This window comes from Azospirillum lipoferum 4B, assembly GCF_000283655.1.
GTDB classification, from domain to species: domain Bacteria; phylum Pseudomonadota; class Alphaproteobacteria; order Azospirillales; family Azospirillaceae; genus Azospirillum; species Azospirillum lipoferum_C.
Genome location: NC_016586.1, coordinates 465,415 through 483,351 on the forward strand (window position 1 = coordinate 465,415; position 17,937 = coordinate 483,351).

Genomic DNA, 17,937 nt, shown 5'->3' on the forward strand with positions numbered 1-17,937 from the left:
TGGGCAGCATGAGCGATCGCCCCCCCGTGCCTGTGGACCGGCTCGAATCCCGCCGGGGAGCCGGCCAAGCGAGCGACAAATTGACGCGCGGGCGCATGATCGTGGCACTGGATGCCCTTCTGTCGATGCGGAACGTCACGCTGGCCGCCCGACAGTTGGACATGCAGCCCCCGGCGCTCAGCCGCCTGCTCGGCCAGATGCGGGAGGAGTTCGGCGATCCGCTGTTCGTCCGGTCCGGCAGCGGACTCGTCCCCACTCCCTTTGCCGAGGCGTTGCGGCCGAAGGTGCAGGCGCTGGCGGCCGCCATCGACGATCTGTTCCAGCCGACAATCGCCAGCCGCCGGGCGGAACCCTTCGACCCCGGCTGGAACGTCCCGTCCGCCATTCCGGTCCCGCCGCTGGCGACGCGCCCGGCCAACCTCCTCGACGGCCAGCCCTCCGCGGCGGAGGTGGCCGCCAATCTGGATCGGGTCGGGGAAAGCAGCTCCCCCCATGACCGGCTGGCCCGGAACATCGGCGTCCTCGGCATTGCCGGCGGCGGCCATGGCCGCCCGCTGACCATGGAGGAAGCGGAAGAGGCGATGAGCATCGTCCTGGCCGGCGAGGCCGACCCGATCCAGACCGGCGCGCTGTTCGGCATGATGCGCGTGCGCGGCGCCACCGCGCCGGAACTCGCCGGCTTCGTGCGCGCGATGCAGGGTCATGTCGCCGCCCGGTTCGACGGACGCTTGGGCCTGTCGCAGCCGAACGATCCACCCCCTGCCGTCCAAGCCGACCTGGACTGGCCCTGCTTCACCTCGCCCAACTACCACAACCCGCCCTGGTTCTTTCACGCCGCCAGGCTGGTGGCGCAGGCCGGGCACCGGGTCCTGCTGCACGGCAACACCGGCAGCGGCGCCGCCGGCGGACGGTACGAGGTGGTGTCCGCCGCACTCGGCATCCCCGTCTGCTCGACCGCCGACCAGATCGGCGCGGCATTGGAAACCCAGCGTATCGCCTATGTTCCGCTGACGGCGCTCGCCCCCCAGATCCACCGGCTGATCGCCCTGCACCGGCTGACCCAGTTCCGCAATGCAGCCCTTGAAGCGGTCCATCTGCTGCGGCCGGCCGGCGGACGCACCAGCCTGCTGGGCGTGACCAAGCCGTCGCACCGCGAACTGCATCGCGATGCCGCGCGCCTGCTGGGTTTGCCCAACATCACCGTGTTGGGCAGCGTGCGCGATGTCGCCCAATACACCCCCTTCCGCCCGGCCACCATCCATCGCCTGATCGACGGCGAGCCGAACGACCTCGCCCTCCCCTCCCGCATGGCGGAGCCGCCGGCCACACCCCGGCCCCGTGGCACCAGCCTGGAGTATTGGCAGGGCGTCTGGACCGGGGCGATGCCGGATGTCCGGGCCGAGCGGATCATCGTCGGCACCGCCGCTTTCGCCCTGTTCTCCCTGCCCGGCGCGGTCAACGGCGGGTTCGATGCCGCCATGGCCGAGGCCGAGGCCCTGTGGAAGCATCGGCGGTCTCGCTGACCCGGATGCGGATGAAAATCATTCTTATTAACTGCGTGCTCTTTCTGCAACACAGCCACCATCGCAGCCCGCCGCCCACCCTCCCCGCAGCCGCGGAGCGGCGGGCGGAGTCGCCAGCTAACACATTGTTAGCAATTGATAATATCGGCTTCTGCCAATCGGTGCCCGCTGATTGGCGCCGGCCATTCCTTTGCGTCTCAAACGGCGCAGAACGGCCCCTCCCCACCCGCATCGATACGTGATCAATTTTGCAATTTAGAACCATTCTGAATTTCGTCGGTTGTCGGACAGGCCTATCCCGTTGGTAGAAGGCGCCTCAGCGATCGACCAATCACCTTGGCGCATTTCGGGAGAGTTTGATGCGACAGACCACGTCCCCCCTTGGGCTGCGACCCCTTCTGGCCGGCGCGGCCGCCACGGCCAGCCTGGCCATGACCTTCGCCATTCCGGCGACGGCCGATGCGCAGACGGCCGGCACAGGAACGGGCGCTCCGGGGACCGGTCCGACGCCGCAGCGGTCCTCCAGCGACGCCCTCCAGCTCGATTCCATCAAGGTCGACGCCGCGGCACCGCAAACCGGCAACGTCAACGCCGCCCCCACCGGCGTGTCCCGCCTGCCGGAGACGGTCAAGGACACGCCCCGCGTCGTCAACGTCGTGCCGCAGGAGATCATCGAGCAGCAGCGCGCCACCTCGCTGGAACAGACACTGCGCAACGTGCCGGGCATCACCATTTCGACCGGCGAGGGCAACGGCGGCCAGAACGGCGACCAGTTCCGCATCCGCGGCCTGACCGCGCGCGGCGACATCTACACCGACGGCCTGAAGGATTTCGGCGTCTACACCCACGATGTCTTCAACACCGAGACGGTTCAGGTCTTCAAGGGTCCGTCGGGCAACGGCTTCGGCGTCGGCAACTCCGGTGGCGTGATCAACCAGGGCACCAAGAAGGCGTCGCTGCAGCCGAAGGTCCAGATCGACCAGTCGGTCGGCACCGGCCCGACCTACCGCACCACGGTGGACATCAACCAGCCGCTCAGCGACACCGCGGCGCTGCGGGTGAACGGCCTCTACCACACCCAGAACGTCGCCGACCGCGACGAGGTGGAGGCCGACCGCCGCGGCATCGCCGCCGACCTCGGCCTCGGCCTCGGCACACCGACCACCTGGCACCTGAACTACGCCTTCCTGAAGGGCGAGAAGACACCCGACATGGGCCAGCCGATGGTGCAGGGCCGCGACGGCATCTTCCGTCCGGCGGGGGAGTTCGGCCTCGACCGCTCGACCTCCTATGTCCGCAACCTCGACCGCGACGACACCGAGAACCATATCCTCACCTCGACCTTCGCGCATGAGGTGAACAAGGCTCTGTCGGTCTACAACGACTCCCGCTTCAGTCATTACGAGCGCAATTTCGCCGCCACCAACCCGGCGGCGCTCAGCGGCACCGCCGCCACCCAGTTCCTGGCCGGCCGCAATCCGACACTGAGCTATGGCGCCGGCGGCGGGCTGGCCTACAAGCAGCAGGGCTGGGGCGTGCAGAACGTCACCGGCGCCAAGGTGAACGGCGAGCTTTTCGGGTTGCGCCATTCCTTCAACGGCGGCGTGGACGTCAGCTACCAGCGCGACAAGCGCGAGAACGGCACCTGGGCCAACCGCGTCAACAACCAGACCGTCCGCAACCCGTCGCACAGCTACGCCGCCAACACCGCCATCACCTTCCCGGCGACCGGCGGCCGCGAAGCCAGCGTCACCAACGCCGGCCTGTTCGCCAGCGACCGCGTCTGGCTGCTCGACCAGCTGTCGGTCCAGGGGGGACTGCGCTGGGACTATTTCCGCACCAGCTTCGGTTCGGCCGACCGTACAATCGCCAGCGGCACGGGAACCGAGCGCACCTGGAGCCCGTCGGTCAGCCTGATCTATGAACCGACCAAGGACTCGTCGGTCTACGCCTCCTACTCGCGCTCCTACAAGCCGGTCGGCACCGATATTGCCTCGGCGCTGACCAACGGGACGGCCGAAACGCCGAACAATGCCCGCAACTTCGATCCGGAACAGACCGACCTCTACGAGATCGGCGGCAAGGCCGACTTCCTGAACGGCCGGCTGGGTATCAGCGGTGCCATCTTCCAGGCCGAGAAGTCCAACACCTACTCGATCGACCCCACCACCGGCACCGTCACCGACGGCTTCTCCGAGGCCGGTCTCGGCATCCGTGTCCGCGGCTTCGAGGCCAGCATCAGCGGCAAGGTGACGGAGCACTGGAACATCTACACCAACTACGCCTACCTGGACGGCAAGGTAACGGAGTCCCGCACCAATCCGGCAGTGGTCGGCAAGGTCGCCGCCAACGTGCCCAAACACAATGCCAGCCTGTGGACGACCTACGAGTTCGAGGCCGGCATCCCCGGCAAGTTCACCGTCGGCGGCGGCATGCAGTACGCGTCGGAATATTGGGCGGACAGCGCCAACACGGCCCGCATGCCCGACACCTTCTCGGCCGACGCGATGGTGTCCTACGAGATCCGCAATATCTCCGTGGCGCTCAACGGCTACAACCTGACCGACCATCGCAACTATACCTCGGCCTTCAACGCCACCCGTGCCGTGCCCGCTTCCGGCCGCACCGTCATGCTGACGACGGGGCTGACGTTCTGATCCACGGCGTTCGCCTCTGGGAAAGCCCTTCTCCCGCGGAGGGGAGAAGGGCTTTCTGAGGCGGTCAGGCCCTTTGTACGAGGAAACACGCCTTGCTCCTGCAGATCCCCGACATCCTCACCGCAGACGAGGTCGCGCAGTGCCGGGCGGTGCTGGAGGCCTCGCCCTGGGTCGACGGGCGCGTCACCGCGGGCGATCAGGCCGCCGGCGCCAAGCACAACCTGCAAATCCCCGAGGAAAGCGAGACCGCGCGGGAACTCGGCGTGGTGATCCTCCGCGCGCTTGCCCGCAGCCCGGCCTTCAATTCCGCCGTCCTTCCGCTGCGGGTCCTGCCACCGATGTTCAACCGGTACGACCGGGCGATGACCTACGGCTATCACGTCGACAACAGCATCCGCGCCATCCCCGGCACCGGCGGCATGCGCATGCGGGCCGACGTGTCGACCACCATCTTCCTCAGCGATCCCGGCGACTACGACGGCGGCGAGCTGATCGTCGAGGACACCTACGGCACCAAATCTGTCAAGCTGCCGGCCGGCCACGCCGTGGTCTATCCGTCCAGTAGCCTGCATCAGGTCAGCCCGGTGACGCGCGGCTCCCGCTGGGCCTCCTTCTTCTTCACCCAGTCGATGGTGCGCGACGACGGGCTGCGCGCCGTGCTCTACGACCTCGACATGGCGATCATCGATCTGCGGCAGGAGCTGGGCGACGGCCACCATGCCGTCCTGTCCCTGGTCAACCACTACCACAACCTGCTGCGCCGCTGGGCGGAGGTGTGATGGCGGAGCGTGTGCGGGCCGACATGCCGGGGTTGAGCGTCGCGGACACGCTGCTGGCGCTCGGACAGTCCTGCCTCGACCGCGGTGAGGGCGAGCAGGCCTTCGCCTGGTTCCGCAGTGCCGCGCGCGGCGGTGACGCGCGCGCCATCAACATGCTCGGCCGCTGCCTCGAGCATGGCTGGGGCGTTCCCGCCGATCCGGTCCAGGCCGCCGCGCATTACCGAAAGGCCGCCGATCTCGGCGACGGCTGGGCACTGTTCAATCTGGCCGACCTCCATTGCCGCGGCATGGGCGTTCCCGCCGATGACGAGGCCGCCTATCGCCTCTATGCCGCCGCAGCCGCCAAGGGAATCGCCAAGGCGCTGAACATGCTGGCCCTGTTCCACGAGAGCGGACGCGCGGTGCCCGCCGACGAGGCCACAGCCCGCACCCTGTTCAAGGCGGCGGCGGAGGGCGGCGACTGCTGGGGCCGCTTCAATTACGCCCGCACCCTGCTGCTCGACGGCTTGCGAGACGAGGCACTGCGCTGGTTCCGCCTTGCGCTCGCCAGCGGTTTCCCAGATTTCTACCGCAGCATGGCCACGGCGCTGGCGCCGCACCCCGATCCGCGGATCCAGGCGCTGGCCGCGCAAGCCGCGGCATTCGCCGACCCCGGCACCCCGCAGGAAAGCCGCTTATGAGCGTTCCGCCCGATACCGTTTCGCTGTTCGACTATGAACGCCACTTCAACGACCGCGTCGATCCGGCCACCCGCGCCTATATCGGCGGGGCCGGAGCGGACGGCATCACCCAGCGCGCCAACCGCGAGGCCTTCGACCGCCTGCGCCTGATGCCGCGCGTGCTGCGCGACCTGTCCAACGCCACCGCCCGCTCGACCCTGTTCGGCGAGACGCTCGATTACCCGATCATCCTGGCACCGATGGCCTATCACAAGCTGGTCCATCCCGACGGCGAACTGGCGACGGTGGAGGCCGCCGGCCTGACCCGCAGTTGGATGACAGTCAGCACCCAGGCCAGCGTGCGCATCGACGAGATCGCCCGGCGGGCGACGGCGCCGCTGTGGTTCCAGCTCTACACCCAACCGCGGCGGGAGGACACGCTGACGCTGATGCGCCGGGCGGAGGATGCCGGATGCCGGGCGCTGGTCCTGACGGTGGACGCGCCGGTCAACGGCATGCGCAACATGGAACAGCGCGCCGGCTTCCGCCTGCCGCCCACCATCGCCCCGGTCAACCTCGCCGGCCTCGCCCCCGACGGCTTCAGGCCGGCCCGGCCCGGTAGCCCGGTGTTCCAGGGCATGCTCCACGCCGCCCCGACCTGGGACACGGTGGCGTGGCTGTGCGGAGAAACCGCCCTGCCCGTCCTGCTAAAGGGCATCCTCAACCCCGCCGACGTGGATCCCGCCATCGCGGCCGGGGCCGGCGGTCTCATCGTCTCCAACCATGGCGGCCGGACGCTGGACACCCTGCCCACCAGCATCGACGCGCTGCCCGCGGTCGCCGCCAAGGCCGCCCGCCGCCTGCCGGTGCTGATGGACGGCGGCATCCGCCGCGGCACCGACATCCTGAAGGCGCTGGCCCTCGGCGCCGATGCCGTGCTGATCGGCCAGCCGGTGCTGCACGCTCTGGCGGTTGGCGGATTGGCCGGCGTCGCCCATATGCTGACCCTGCTCCAGACCGAGCTGGAGGTCGCGATGGCGCTGACCGGCCGCGCGACTTTGGCCGAGATCGACCGCTCGGTGATCCACCCGTCCGCCTGAGCGGGGCTTACGCCGCCGTGACCCGGTCGCGCAGCACGCGTTTGGTCACCTTGCCGTTGGCATTGCGCGGCAGCGCGTCGCCCAGCAAGGTCACATAGTCGGGCACCTTGTAGTCGGCGAGGTTGGCCCGGCAGAAGTCGCGCACCTCCTCTTCGGTCAGGCTGCCGGACTTGGAGATGACGAAGACATGGATCTTCTCGCCCAGCACCGGATCGGGATGGGCGACCACCGCCGCCTCCACCACGTCAGCATGGCGGACCAGCAGGTTTTCGACCTCCACACTATAGACCTTATGGCCGCCGCGGTTGATGACGTCGTTCTTGCGGTCGTAGAGCCGCAAATAGCCCTGCACATCCAGCGCGCCGATGTCGCCCGACCGCCAATAGCCGTCGACGAAGCTGTCGCGGGTGGCGTCATCGCGGTTCCAATAGCCGCGGATGGTCATCGGCCCGCGGATCCATACCTCTCCGCTCACCCCCGGCGGGCATTCGCGGCCCTGTTCGTCGATGATCCGCAGGTCGCCGCAGGGCACGCGCATGCCGACCGAATCCAGGCAGGCGCGGGTGTGGCCGATGGGAACCACGCTGATGATGGTGGCGCATTCGGTGGAACCGTAGGCGTTCAGCAGATGCAGGTCGGGCAGCCGCTCCGCCATCGCCTCCACCGTCGCTTCCGGCATCGGCGCGCCGCCGAAGCCGCCGATCCGCCAGGACGACAGGTCGTAGCGGCTGAAATCGGCGCGCAGCAGGCAGAGATTGTACATCGCCGGGACCAGCACGGTGGTGGTCATGCGCTCCCGGCTCGCCAATTCCAGGAAGTCGGCGACGTCGAAGGCCGGCATCATGACCGTGCAGCCGGCGACCCGGATCATCGACATCACCACCGCGACCAGCCCGGTGACATGCGACGCCGGCACCGCCAGAACCGCCCGCTCGCCCTCGCGATAGTCCCAGCATTCCTCGAGATGCATGGCGGAGTGGATGATGTTCACATGGGCCAGCAGCGCGCCCTTCGGCTTCCCCGTGGTGCCGGAGGTGTAGAGGATGACGGTGGTGTCCTCCTCGCCCTGCGCCTCCGCTTTCTCCGGCAGGGCGGCGTCGCTTTCCAGCAGATCCTCGAACGGCCGGCAGCCCTCCACCGCACCGCCGACCGACAGCCGCAGGGCCAGTGACGGCACCTCCTCCGTGGCCGGCATGCGGTCGGCGAGTGCGGCGTCATGGACGAGGATCGAGGCGCCGCAATCGTTCAGGATCCCGACAATGCCCGGCCGCTGTTCGCGCGCACTGATCGGCACCGCGACGATGCCGGCACGCGCCGCCGCCAGCAGCGCAATCAGGAATTCCGCCCGGTTGGACAGCACCAGGGCCATGCGCTCGCCCGGCGCTACACCCCGCGCCATCAGCGCAGCGGCGGCGCGCGTCACCAGCGCGTCCAGTTGGGCATAGCTGTAGCGCCGCTCGCCATCCACCAGCGCCTCGCCGTCGGGCCGGCGGGCCACGGCGTCGCGGAACATGGCGTCGATGGTCGCCGGACGCTCGCTGTAGCATGGTACGAGACGCGTGCCGAAAAGCAGCTCGCGCCGTTTGGGAACGCCCGTTCCTTCCGGCCAGGCCATGCCCGTCCTCCCTGACGATTTCGTTGGATTCCATGAACGGGGCGGCGCCGCAGCCGCGGACCTCCGCGCATGAACCGGCACCGCCCTTGTCGATCTCCGCCAGACTATGTCATTCTGTGAACTGAGTGTCAAACAGCGGCACAGTCCGCGATGCCAACAAAATGGGCGCAACGGCCCCCGCGGCACTCGACACCCCCTTCGCATGAAGAAATGCAGGCAGTCTGCGCCTGCCGACCGGGAGGACATCCATGTCGACACCCCATTACGTGACCATCGGGCAAGGCCAATTGCGCGTCTGGCGCAGCGGGTCCGGCCCCGACCTTCTGGTGCTGCCCGGCCTGATCGCCGCCGCCTCCACCCGCGCCGACCAATTGGCTCGCGACCTGCCCGGTTGGACCGTCACCACGGTCGATCTTCCGGGTACCGGCGGGTCGAGCGGCGTGTGGGCAGAGGACATCGCCGGCTTGGCGCGCTTGATCGCGGAGGCCGCATGCGCGCTGGGCCTTCCCTCCTGTCCGCTGCTCTCCTTCGACCTTGCGGGGCCGTTGGCCGTCGCACTGCAGGACGGCGAAGGCGGTTGGCAGCCCGACGCGATCCTGCTCGCCGAAGCTGCGGCCGCCGAAGGTTGGACGGAACGCGGCCGGACGCCCGCACCGCTGGCTCCGCGCGACGACGGCACCCATCTGGCCGTGCTGTGGGCGCATCTGCGCGATGCCCATGTTCTGGAGCCGCGCGACGCCCGGCATCCGGCTGCACAAGGCGCCCCCCTGCCCGATCCCGCCGCCCTGGACGCGATGCTGCGCACCGCCGCAGCGGCGCCGCGCCGTTATGAAGCGCTGTGGAACCTGTGCCTGGACGCAATGCCAAACGTCACCGACCAAGCCGGCATCGTCCATGTCGAAGACCTCGGCGCAGCCGCCAAAACGCTGTCTGCCATGCTGGCCGGCCGGCCCGATGCCAAACCGCTGCCGCCGACGCAGCCGGTCGCCGATCCGCTGCGGGTCTGGCACGATTATGCCGACACGCCGCAGGGCCGCGTCCATCTGCGCCGGGCCGGGCGCGGCCGGCCGCTGCTGGCGCTGCAATCGGCTCCCGGATCCTCCGCGCCGCTGCTGCCGCTGCTGCACGGGCTGGCTTCGGGATGGGAGGTCATCGCCCCCGACTATCTCGGCAACGGCGAATCCGACAAGCCCGACCGCGAGGTCGATATCGGCATGCTGGCCGAGGATGCGCTGGCGGTCGCCGATGCGCTCGGCCTCGACAGCTTCGATCTGTGGGGCACCCACACGGGCGCGCTGGTGGCGCTGGAACTGACGGTCCGTCATCCCGAGCGCGTCGGCCGCGCGGTGCTTGAGGCGCCGGTGCTGATCCCGGCCGACTTCAGCGCCGACATCCTGACCAACTATTTCCCGCCGCTGGTCGCCGACCGCTGGGGCCTGCATCTGCTCCAGGCCTGGAACATGCGGCGCGACATGTTCCTGTTCTGGCCGTGGTACAGGCAGGAGCGTGCCGCCGCCCGCGCCATCGGCGTTCCCGGCGCGGCGGTGCTGCATGACTGGACCATGGGCCTGCTGGCGAGCGGCGCGCATTACGACCGCTCCTATCGCGCCGCCTTCCACTACGACACCCGCGCCCGCCTGCCGCGCCTGACCTGGCCGGCGCTGATCTGCGCCGGGCCTGCCGACATGCTGGTAGACGGGCTGGCGGAGGCGAAGCGGCTGGCGCCGGCGGGAACGGAGGTGACGCCGACCCCGGCCACGGTCTGGTATCCCGGCCAAGCGGCGGACGCCGTGGAGGCGACCATCGCCCGCTACGCCGCCTTCCTGCGCGGGGATGCCCCCGCCGCGGATTCGCACCCCATTGCATAGAGCGACACAGCGTCACCCATCGCCATCATCCGCCGAGCACCGACTGCGCACGGGCGGCGCGGTGCAGCGGCGGGGCCGACAGCGAATAGAGGTTGGACGAGATCTCCCGCACCGCGCCGCGCATGTCGTCGAGGAAATTGGGCTGGCCGTTGCGGACGATGTGGGGGGTCAGGCCGGTCAGGCTGACCGCCGCGATCAGCCGGCCGTCCGGGTCGAACAGCGGCATGGCGATGGCGGCCAGCCCCTCGATCACGTCGTCGACCGCCACCGACCAGCCGCGCTCCCGCACCTCCTCCAACTCCTTCGCCAGCTGGCGGGGGTCGGTGGTGGTGTGAGGGGTGAGGCGGGTGGTCCCGCGCGCCAGCACCCGTTCGACCTCCGCCTCCGGCAGATAGGCCAGCAGCACGCGCGGGGCCGCGCCGCAATTCATCGGCAGCTGCCCGCCGACGATCCACCAGCGCACCTCGACCGAGCGGTCGCTGTGGAACTGGTCCAGGCACACCGCCGATCCATCATGATAGACCGACAGGAACACGGTGCTGCCGGTGGATTTCGCCAGCCGCGACAGGATAGTGGAGGCGATCTGGCGCAGGTCGCGGCGTTCCGGCACCGCCCCCGCCAGCTTCAGGATCTCCAGCCCCAGGCTGTATTTCTGGCTCTGCGCGTCGAAGGCGGCGAAGCCGTCCTGCACCAGCGTCAGCAGGATGCGCCGCGCCGTTCCCTTGTCGAGCTTCGCCGCAGTCGCGACCTCGGTCAGGGTCAGAGTCGGCCCCTCAAGATAGAAGCTGCGCAGCACGGCCAAGGCGCGCGACACGGCGCGAACGCTGAGACCGTTCTTTTCCGCGCCCTGGTTGTCGTCCTGTTCGGTGTCCATACGTTCAAGCCCCTTATGGATGTCGCGTGCCCCGATGCCAGGCGGAAGCCCCGGTGTCCGGCACAGCCGACGGATGGCGGCGCAGTCGCGCTGATCCCGTCACAGGTGCAGTGCGCCGGTAGCATTGAGGGCGCCCGCGCGGTTGCGCAACTCCTTTCCACCATCCCTGACGCAGTCCACCGTCCGTGTCAAACAGTGACACCATTTTTGCCTGTTGACACTATGGAGCGCAAATGGTTTCCTTTGCCAACAAACAGAACAAGCGCGCCGCCATCACCCCGGCAGATGGCCGGCGCCCCATGCTCCGGCCCGCCGCAGTCTCCCCGCCTTCCGAGACCGGCCGCCGGCACCCTGCACGAGGGGAGGACAATGCAAACCATCGCCCTGGGTGCGTTCACGGTCACGCGGATCGAGGAAATGCTGACGCCGGGTTTCGACCCCGGCTTCCTGTTTCCCGCCTATGACGAGGCGATCCTGACCCGGAACCCCGATCTGGCCGAACCGAACTTCCTAGACCCGACGTCGCGGCGCCTGATGTCGAGCATGCACAGCTGGCTGATCCGCACCGACCGCCATGTGATCCTGGTCGACACCGGCTGCGGCAACCACAAGGAACGCCACATGCCGGGCTTCGAGCGCTTCCACATGCTGGACAAGCCCTATCTGCGCCACCTCGCCGAGGCCGGGGTGCGGCCGGAGGATGTGACGCTGGTCATCAACACCCACCTGCACATCGACCATGTCGGCTGGAACACGCAGCTGGTCGACGGGCGCTGGGTCCCGACCTTCCCCAATGCCCGCTACATCTACGGCGCGCAGGAATTCAAGCACTGGCGCAGCCCCGAAGGCGGTCTGGTCGGCATGCCCGGCAACGGCCCGGTGATGGAGGACAGCGTCATGCCGGTGTGGGAAGCCTGTCAGGTGGACCTGATCGAGGACGGCGACCGCATCCTCGACGGGCTGTCGGTGGAACTGGCGCCCGGCCACACCGCCGGGCAGATGTTCGTCCGCTTGGAGTCCGGCCACCACGCCGCCTACTTCACCGGCGACTGCCTGCACCAGCCGATGCAGGTGTGCCGTCCCGACTGGAACAGCCGCTTCTGCGAAGACCAGGCGCAGGCGGTAGCGACCCGCCGCCGGCTGCTGGACCATGCCGCCGACCGCAATGCCCTGGTCTTCCCGGCACATTTCGGCGCTCCCCACACCGGCTATGTGCGCCGGACGGCCGAGGCTTTCCGGTTCGAGCCGCTCACCGACGCTGCCTGACCATACCCAGAGGGACATTCCATGAGCATCGCCGCCCTCGAAGGCACGGCCACCCTGCTCGACGCCCTGCGCGCCGCACTCGGCGCCGACGGCCTGCTGGATGACGAGAAGAGCCGCAATTTCTACGCAAATGACGTGTTCTGGCAGCCGGGCATCCCGCCGCTCGCCATCGCCCTGCCGCGCGACCGCGATCAGGTCGCCGCCGCCATCCGCGCCGCCCATGAGGCCGGCGTGGCGGTGGTGCCGCGCGGCGGCGGCATGTCCTACACCAAGGGCTATCTGCCCAAGCGGCCGGACTCTGTCGTCATCGACAGCCGCCGGCTGAACCGCATCGTCGAACTCGACACCGACAGCCTCTATGTGACGGTGGAGACCGGCTGCACCTGGGCCGCGCTGAACGAGGCGCTGGAGGGCACGGGCCTGCGCACCGGCTATTGGGGACCGCTGTCGGGCATCAATGCCACCATCGGCGGCGCCCTGTCGCAGAACAGCGCCTTCTTCGGCTCCGCCCTGCACGGCACCGTGGCGGAAAGCGTGCTGGGCGTCACCGTGGTGCTGGCCGACGGGCGCACCGTCACCACCGGATCGGGCGGGCGCGTCGGGACCAAGCCCTTCACCCGCTCCGGCGGCCCCGACCTGACCGGCCTGTTCCTGGGCGACAACGGCGCCATGGGCTTCAAGGTGGCGGCGACGCTGCGGCTGCACCGCCGGCCGGACCACAGCGATTTCCTGTCCTTCGGCTTCGCCACCATGCAGGCGATGGCCGCCGCCCAGGTGGAGATGGCGCGGGCGCGCTGCGTCTCCGAAGGCTTCGGCATCGACCGCACCAAGGTCGAGCATTCGGCCAGCGTCAACAAGCTGTCGGACGGGCTGAAGACTCTGGGCAACGTGGCGAAGGCCGGCAAGTCGCTGTTCCAGGGCGCCAAGGAGGCGCTGAGCGTCGCCACCGCCGGCACCGCCTTCCTCAAGGACCACAACTTCACCCTCCATCTGGTGGTGGAGGGGCGCAGCGAGACCCAGCTGCGCGAGGCGATGCAGACGGTGCGCGAGATCGGCGCCCGCCATGGCAAGGAGATCGAGAACAGCGTCCCGAAGGTCATGCGCTCCAAGCCCTTCGGTCCGGTTCGCGGCATGCTGGGGCGCGAGGGCCAGCGCTGGGTACCGATCCACGCCATCTTCCCGCTGGGCGACGCCGACATGGTGGTCGCCGCCAACGACGCCTTCTTCGCGGAGAAGCGCGGCTTCATGGAGCAGCACGGCATCATCTATTCGGTGATGACGATGACGGTCGGCAACGACTTCTTCCTGGAGCCGGCCTTCTACTGGACCGACGAGATCACGCCGCTGCACGCCGCCAGCCTGGGCGAGGACGTGGTGAAGCCCTGGCGCGACCGCCCGGCCAACCCGGCCGCGCGCAACGCGGTGGCGGAACTGCGCCGTGCGACGCAGGAGCTGTACTGCGGCCTGGGCGGCGTCAGCTGGCAGGTCGCCCGCGACTATCCGTTCCGCGAGATCATGACCCCCGAAACCTGGTCGCTGCTGGAAGGCGTCAAGCGCGCCGTCGATCCGCAGGGGCTGATGAATCCCGGCTCCCTCAGCCTCGGCGGCTGACGGGCGGGAGCGGAGACATCCACGCCATGGGCTATACCATCACCGAGAAGATCCTGGCACGCGCGGCGGGGCTGCCCGCGGTGCACGCTGGACAGGACATCAAGGCGAAGCCGGACTTCGTGCTGGCCTACGACTTCCCCGGCTACACCGACGTCTATTTCAAGACGATGAAGGAGGATTTCGGCATCGAGCGGGTGGCCGAGCCGGAACGCTTCGGCATCTTCATCGACCACATGGTGCCGACCGCCACCGCCAAGGAGGAAGAGCTTCACATCAACACCCGCAACTGGTGCGCGGAGAACGATGTGCCGCTGTATGAGCGGCACGGCATCGGCCATCAGGTGGCGGCGGAGGTCGGCTATGCGACGCCCGGCGCCTTCGTCGTCCATTTCGACGGCCATGTCAGCCAGCTCGGCACCTTCGGCACGCTCGCCATCGGGCTGCGCCGCAACGTGATGGAGGCCTTCGTCAGCGACACCGTGTCGATCCGCGTGCCCGACACCGTGCGGATGAACCTGCGCGGCAGTTTGCGGCCCGGCGTGATGGCGCGCGACGTCTTCCACCATCTGGTGCGCCGGCTGGGGCCGAGTTCCTGCCGCTTCCAGGTGCTGGAACTGGGCGGGCCATCGGTGGCGGCGATGTCGACGGAGGGGCTGCAGACCATCACCGGGCTCGCCATGTTCACCGGCGCGCTGACCGCCATCGTCAATCCCGATCCGGTGCGGCTCGACTACGCCTTGCCGCGCGCCCGGAAGAAGCTGGAGCCGGTTTCGAGCGATCCGGACGCGCGCTATTCCGCCGTTCACGACATCGACCTGTCCGACCTGGAGCCCATCGTCGTCGTGCCCCCGACCCCGGCGGACACCCGCGACCTGACCGAGTTCCTGGGGCTTGAGATCAATGCCGGCTATCTCGGATCCTGTGCATCGGGCCGGCTGGAGGATCTGCGGGCGGCGGCCAAGGTGCTGGAAGGCCGGCGGGTCAAGACCGGCGTGTCGCTGCACATCGTGCCGACCAGCCAGGAACTGATGGCGGCGGCGGCGCGCGAAGGGCTGGTGTCCACGCTTGTGGAGGCCGGAGCCTTCGTCTCCTCCCCCAGCTGCGATTACTGCTTCGGCCGCATCGCGACGATGACGGCGGGCCAGCGCGCGGTGTCCACCGGCACGCTGAACGTCCGCGGCCGGATGGGCAGCCCGGATTCCGAGATTTACCTGTGCAACGCCGCGGTGGTCGCCGCCTCCGCCATCGAGGGCCGGATCGCCGATCCGCGCCCGTACCTGTGAGGGTGGCCATGACAATGCCGATCATGCGGGGCCGCGTCGCCTTCATCTTCGACGAGATCAACTTCGACGTCGACCAGATCGTCGGCGTCAAGAACATCAAGATCACCGATGTGGCCGAACTGGCGCAGCTCGCCATGCACAGCTACGATCCCGATTTCGCCAAGTCGGTGCGGCCGGGCGACCTGCTGGTCGGTGCCGACAATTTCGGCTACGGCCACCCGCACTACCCGCCGATGAAGGCGATGCGCCATCTCGGCATCGCCGGGGTAATCGCGGAATCCTTCTCCCCCGGCTATTGGCGCGGCGAGGTCAGCATGGGATTCCCCCAGGTCAGCTGCCCCGGAATCCTCGGCTTCGTCCGGCGCTGGGACGAGATCGAGGTCGATTGGACGGCGGGCGTGGTCCGCAACCACAGTCAAGGCACCGAAATTCCCTATGAGCCGCTGCCGCAGGCGGATGCCGAGATGATCGAGGCCGGCGGCCTCGTCCCCTTCCTGAAGCGGCAGGCGGCCCAGCAACGCGAACAAAAGGACCATGCTCATGTCTCGGGGCTCTGAATTCCGCAACCGCGTGCTGGCTCAGAAGACCGTCTGGTCGGCCGGCGCCTATGACGCCCTGTCGGCCCGCTTCATCGAGGCGGCCGGCTTCGACGCGCTGATGACCTCGGGCTTCGGCGTCTCCGCCTCCTTCCTCGGCCAGCCGGATGCCGAGCTGTACACCATGTCGGAAAACCTGACGGTGGTCCGCAACGTGGTATCGGCGGTCAACGTCCCGGTCATCGCCGACATCGACACCGGATATGGCAACGCCATCAACGTGATGCGCACGATCCGCGAGTTCGAGGCGTCGGGCGTTTCCGCCGTCATCATGGAGGACCAGGTCGCGCCCAAGCGCTGCCCGATCTGCGTCGGCGGGGTCGAAGTGATCCCGATGGACGAGGGCGTCGCCAAGATCCAGGCGGCGGTGGAGGCCCGGCGCGATCCCAACATGCTGATCATCGCCCGCACCGACGTGGTCGATCCGGCCGCCGCCATGGAGCGCGGACGCGCCTATGTCGCGGCCGGCGCCGACATGATCCAGCCGATCAGCAAGTGCTTCAAGGACATCGACGGCTTGCGCGCCATGCGCGAGGCGGTCGGCATGCCGCTGTCGCTGCAGCTTCTCGGCTGGCTGGAAAAGCTGTCGGCGGACGAGGTGGAGGAGGTGGCCGGCATGGCGACCTACGCGCTGGTGCCGCTGATGACCGTCGCCTCGGCGCTGAAGGAGAATCTGGCCGCGCTTGCGGAACGCCGCTCCACCAGCGGCCTGCCGCGCCCGGTCACCGGCCACAACAGCTTCATCGACTTCATCGGCTTCCCGCAGATCGAGGAACTGCAGAAGCGCTACCTGAAGACCGCCTGACGATCCTTTGCCGGCGCGCACCACCCGCCGGTTCCAAGGGCCAACTAAGAGACGGCCAATCAAAAGACGACCAATCCACGGAGGAACCCCATGTTCGGTAGGCGCACTCTCCTTGCCGCCGCGGCGGCCCTGGCCCTGGCCATCCCCGTCGCCGGGACCACCGGCGTTCAGGCGCAGCAGCCCCCGGTCCGCATCGCCCTCATCGGACCGATGAGCGGCACCGGCGCCTTCGAAGGCCAGCTCGGCCTGGAAGGCGCGCAGGCGATGGCCGCGGTCATCAACGCCAAGGGCGGCGTGGCCGGCGGACGCAAGATCGAGCTGCTGACCTACGACGACAAGGGCTCCCCCGAGGACGGCGTCAGCGCCGCCAAGCGCGCCATGGAGCAGGACAACGTCGACATGATCGTCGGTGGCTGGTTCAGCGCCGTCGCCCTGTCGATGAAGGAGGTGACGCGCGACAAGATCATCACCGTCATGACCAGCTCGCAGCACCCGAAGGTGACGGAGGAGGGGCACAAGTACCTGTTCCGCCTGAACGCCACCTCGGCCATGATGTCGGAGTTCTATTCCAAGGCGATCTGCGAGCGCATCAAGCCCAAGTCCATCGCCTTCATGAACGTCAACGACGACTGGGGCCGTCTGGAGCTGGACAACTATACCAAGCTGCTGACCGGCTGCGGCATCGAGGTGAAGGGCCACGAGTTCTACAACCGCACCGACACGGACTTCACCACCGCCCTGACCAAGCTGAAGTCGCTGAACGCCGACGCGATCTATGTCGCGGCGATCAACACCTCGCAGGGTGCGACGATCTACCGGCAGATCAAGCAGACCGGCTACCGCGGCAAGGTCATCGCGTCTGCCGGCAACATGAACCCGAAGCTGGTGGAGCTGTCCGGCAACTCGCTGGAACAGGTCTATTCCGCCTCGCCCTTCACCGAGGACGGCGCCGCCCCGTCGCTGAAGCCGTGGCTGGAGCAGTACCGCAAGTCCTACAAGAACGAGCCGTCCTTCATCGCCGCCCTCGGCGCCCAGGCGGTCCAGACCCTTGCCTTCGGCGTCGATGCCGCCGGCGGCGACCCGCGTGCCTACGACAAGATCGCAGCCGCCCTGAAGTCGCAGGAAGTGCCGACGGTGATGGGGGACCTGCGCTTCTCCGACAAGGGCCAGGCGAGCCAGTCGATCCATCTGGTGCAGGTCCAGAAGAAGCAGATCGTCAGCGTCCGGGACTGAGGGGCGGATAGCGAAAGCCCTCTCCCGTCCCGGGAGAGGGAGGGGACCCACGAAGTGGGGAGGGTGAG

14 protein-coding genes are annotated in these 17,937 nt (G+C 68.5%); 12 read left to right on the forward strand and 2 right to left on the reverse strand.

Annotated elements, in window-relative coordinates; genetic code table 11:
- The first annotated feature begins 95 nt into the window (after positions 1-95).
- The 5 genes from AZOLI_RS20350 (at position 96) to AZOLI_RS20370 (ending at position 6,718) form a co-directional block, all read left to right on the forward strand.
- Positions 96-1,523, forward strand: coding sequence for a glycosyl transferase family protein (locus tag AZOLI_RS20350; RefSeq protein ID WP_244442598.1), 1,428 nt, complete (start codon positions 96-98; stop codon positions 1,521-1,523).
- Between the two features lie 359 nt (positions 1,524-1,882).
- Entirely contained in the window at positions 1,883-4,180 is a 2,298-nt protein-coding gene (locus AZOLI_RS20355) for a TonB-dependent receptor (RefSeq protein WP_014189024.1), read from the forward strand.
- 92 nt (positions 4,181-4,272) lie between these two features.
- The gene (locus AZOLI_RS20360; protein ID WP_014189025.1) at positions 4,273-4,959 is read left to right on the forward strand and encodes a Fe2+-dependent dioxygenase; all 687 of its coding nucleotides are present in this window, start codon (positions 4,273-4,275) and stop codon (positions 4,957-4,959) included.
- Positions 4,959-5,639, forward strand: coding sequence for a tetratricopeptide repeat protein (locus AZOLI_RS20365; protein WP_014189026.1), 681 nt, complete (start codon positions 4,959-4,961; stop codon positions 5,637-5,639). Before AZOLI_RS20360 ends, AZOLI_RS20365 begins: the two co-directional genes overlap by 1 nt.
- Positions 5,636-6,718: an alpha-hydroxy acid oxidase gene (locus tag AZOLI_RS20370; RefSeq protein ID WP_014189027.1), complete on the forward strand. Its 1,083-nt coding sequence runs from the start codon at positions 5,636-5,638 to the stop codon at positions 6,716-6,718. Before AZOLI_RS20365 ends, AZOLI_RS20370 begins: the two co-directional genes overlap by 4 nt.
- 7 nt (positions 6,719-6,725) lie before the next feature.
- Here the strand turns inward: AZOLI_RS20370 and AZOLI_RS20375 are convergent, their stop codons facing one another.
- Positions 6,726-8,333 carry a class I adenylate-forming enzyme family protein gene (locus AZOLI_RS20375; protein ID WP_014189028.1) on the reverse strand — a complete coding sequence of 536 codons (1,608 nt, stop codon included), beginning with the start codon at positions 8,331-8,333 and terminating at the stop codon, positions 6,726-6,728.
- Positions 8,334-8,581: 248 nt separating this feature from the next.
- Between AZOLI_RS20375 and AZOLI_RS30470 the strand changes: the two genes are divergently transcribed.
- Complete coding sequence (locus AZOLI_RS30470) at positions 8,582-10,201, forward strand: alpha/beta fold hydrolase (RefSeq protein ID WP_014189029.1); 1,620 nt, start codon at positions 8,582-8,584, stop codon at positions 10,199-10,201.
- Between the two features lie 25 nt (positions 10,202-10,226).
- Here the strand turns inward: AZOLI_RS30470 and AZOLI_RS20385 are convergent, their stop codons facing one another.
- Positions 10,227-11,075 (reverse strand): IclR family transcriptional regulator, encoded by an 849-nt coding sequence (locus AZOLI_RS20385; RefSeq protein WP_014189030.1) that lies wholly within the window; start codon positions 11,073-11,075, stop codon positions 10,227-10,229.
- Positions 11,076-11,444: 369 nt separating this feature from the next.
- On the opposite strand from AZOLI_RS20385, the gene AZOLI_RS20390 reads away from it, so the two are divergent.
- The 6 genes from AZOLI_RS20390 (at position 11,445) to AZOLI_RS20415 (ending at position 17,869) form a co-directional block, all read left to right on the forward strand.
- The gene (locus AZOLI_RS20390; RefSeq protein WP_014189031.1) at positions 11,445-12,341 is read left to right on the forward strand and encodes an MBL fold metallo-hydrolase; all 897 of its coding nucleotides are present in this window, start codon (positions 11,445-11,447) and stop codon (positions 12,339-12,341) included.
- 21 nt (positions 12,342-12,362) lie between these two features.
- Entirely contained in the window at positions 12,363-13,952 is a 1,590-nt protein-coding gene (locus AZOLI_RS20395) for an FAD-binding oxidoreductase (protein WP_014189032.1), read from the forward strand.
- 26 nt (positions 13,953-13,978) lie between these two features.
- A complete protein-coding gene (locus AZOLI_RS20400; RefSeq protein WP_014189033.1) occupies positions 13,979-15,235 on the forward strand; it encodes a 3-isopropylmalate dehydratase large subunit in 1,257 nt (418 codons plus the stop codon).
- A gap of 8 nt (positions 15,236-15,243) precedes the next feature.
- Entirely contained in the window at positions 15,244-15,792 is a 549-nt protein-coding gene (locus tag AZOLI_RS20405) for a 3-isopropylmalate dehydratase (protein WP_044552587.1), read from the forward strand.
- Positions 15,776-16,636 carry an isocitrate lyase/PEP mutase family protein gene (locus tag AZOLI_RS20410; protein ID WP_162488335.1) on the forward strand — a complete coding sequence of 287 codons (861 nt, stop codon included), beginning with the start codon at positions 15,776-15,778 and terminating at the stop codon, positions 16,634-16,636. Before AZOLI_RS20405 ends, AZOLI_RS20410 begins: the two co-directional genes overlap by 17 nt.
- A 90-nt stretch (positions 16,637-16,726) precedes the next feature.
- Positions 16,727-17,869: an ABC transporter substrate-binding protein gene (locus AZOLI_RS20415; protein ID WP_014189036.1), complete on the forward strand. Its 1,143-nt coding sequence runs from the start codon at positions 16,727-16,729 to the stop codon at positions 17,867-17,869.
- The last annotated feature ends 68 nt before the right edge of the window (positions 17,870-17,937 follow it).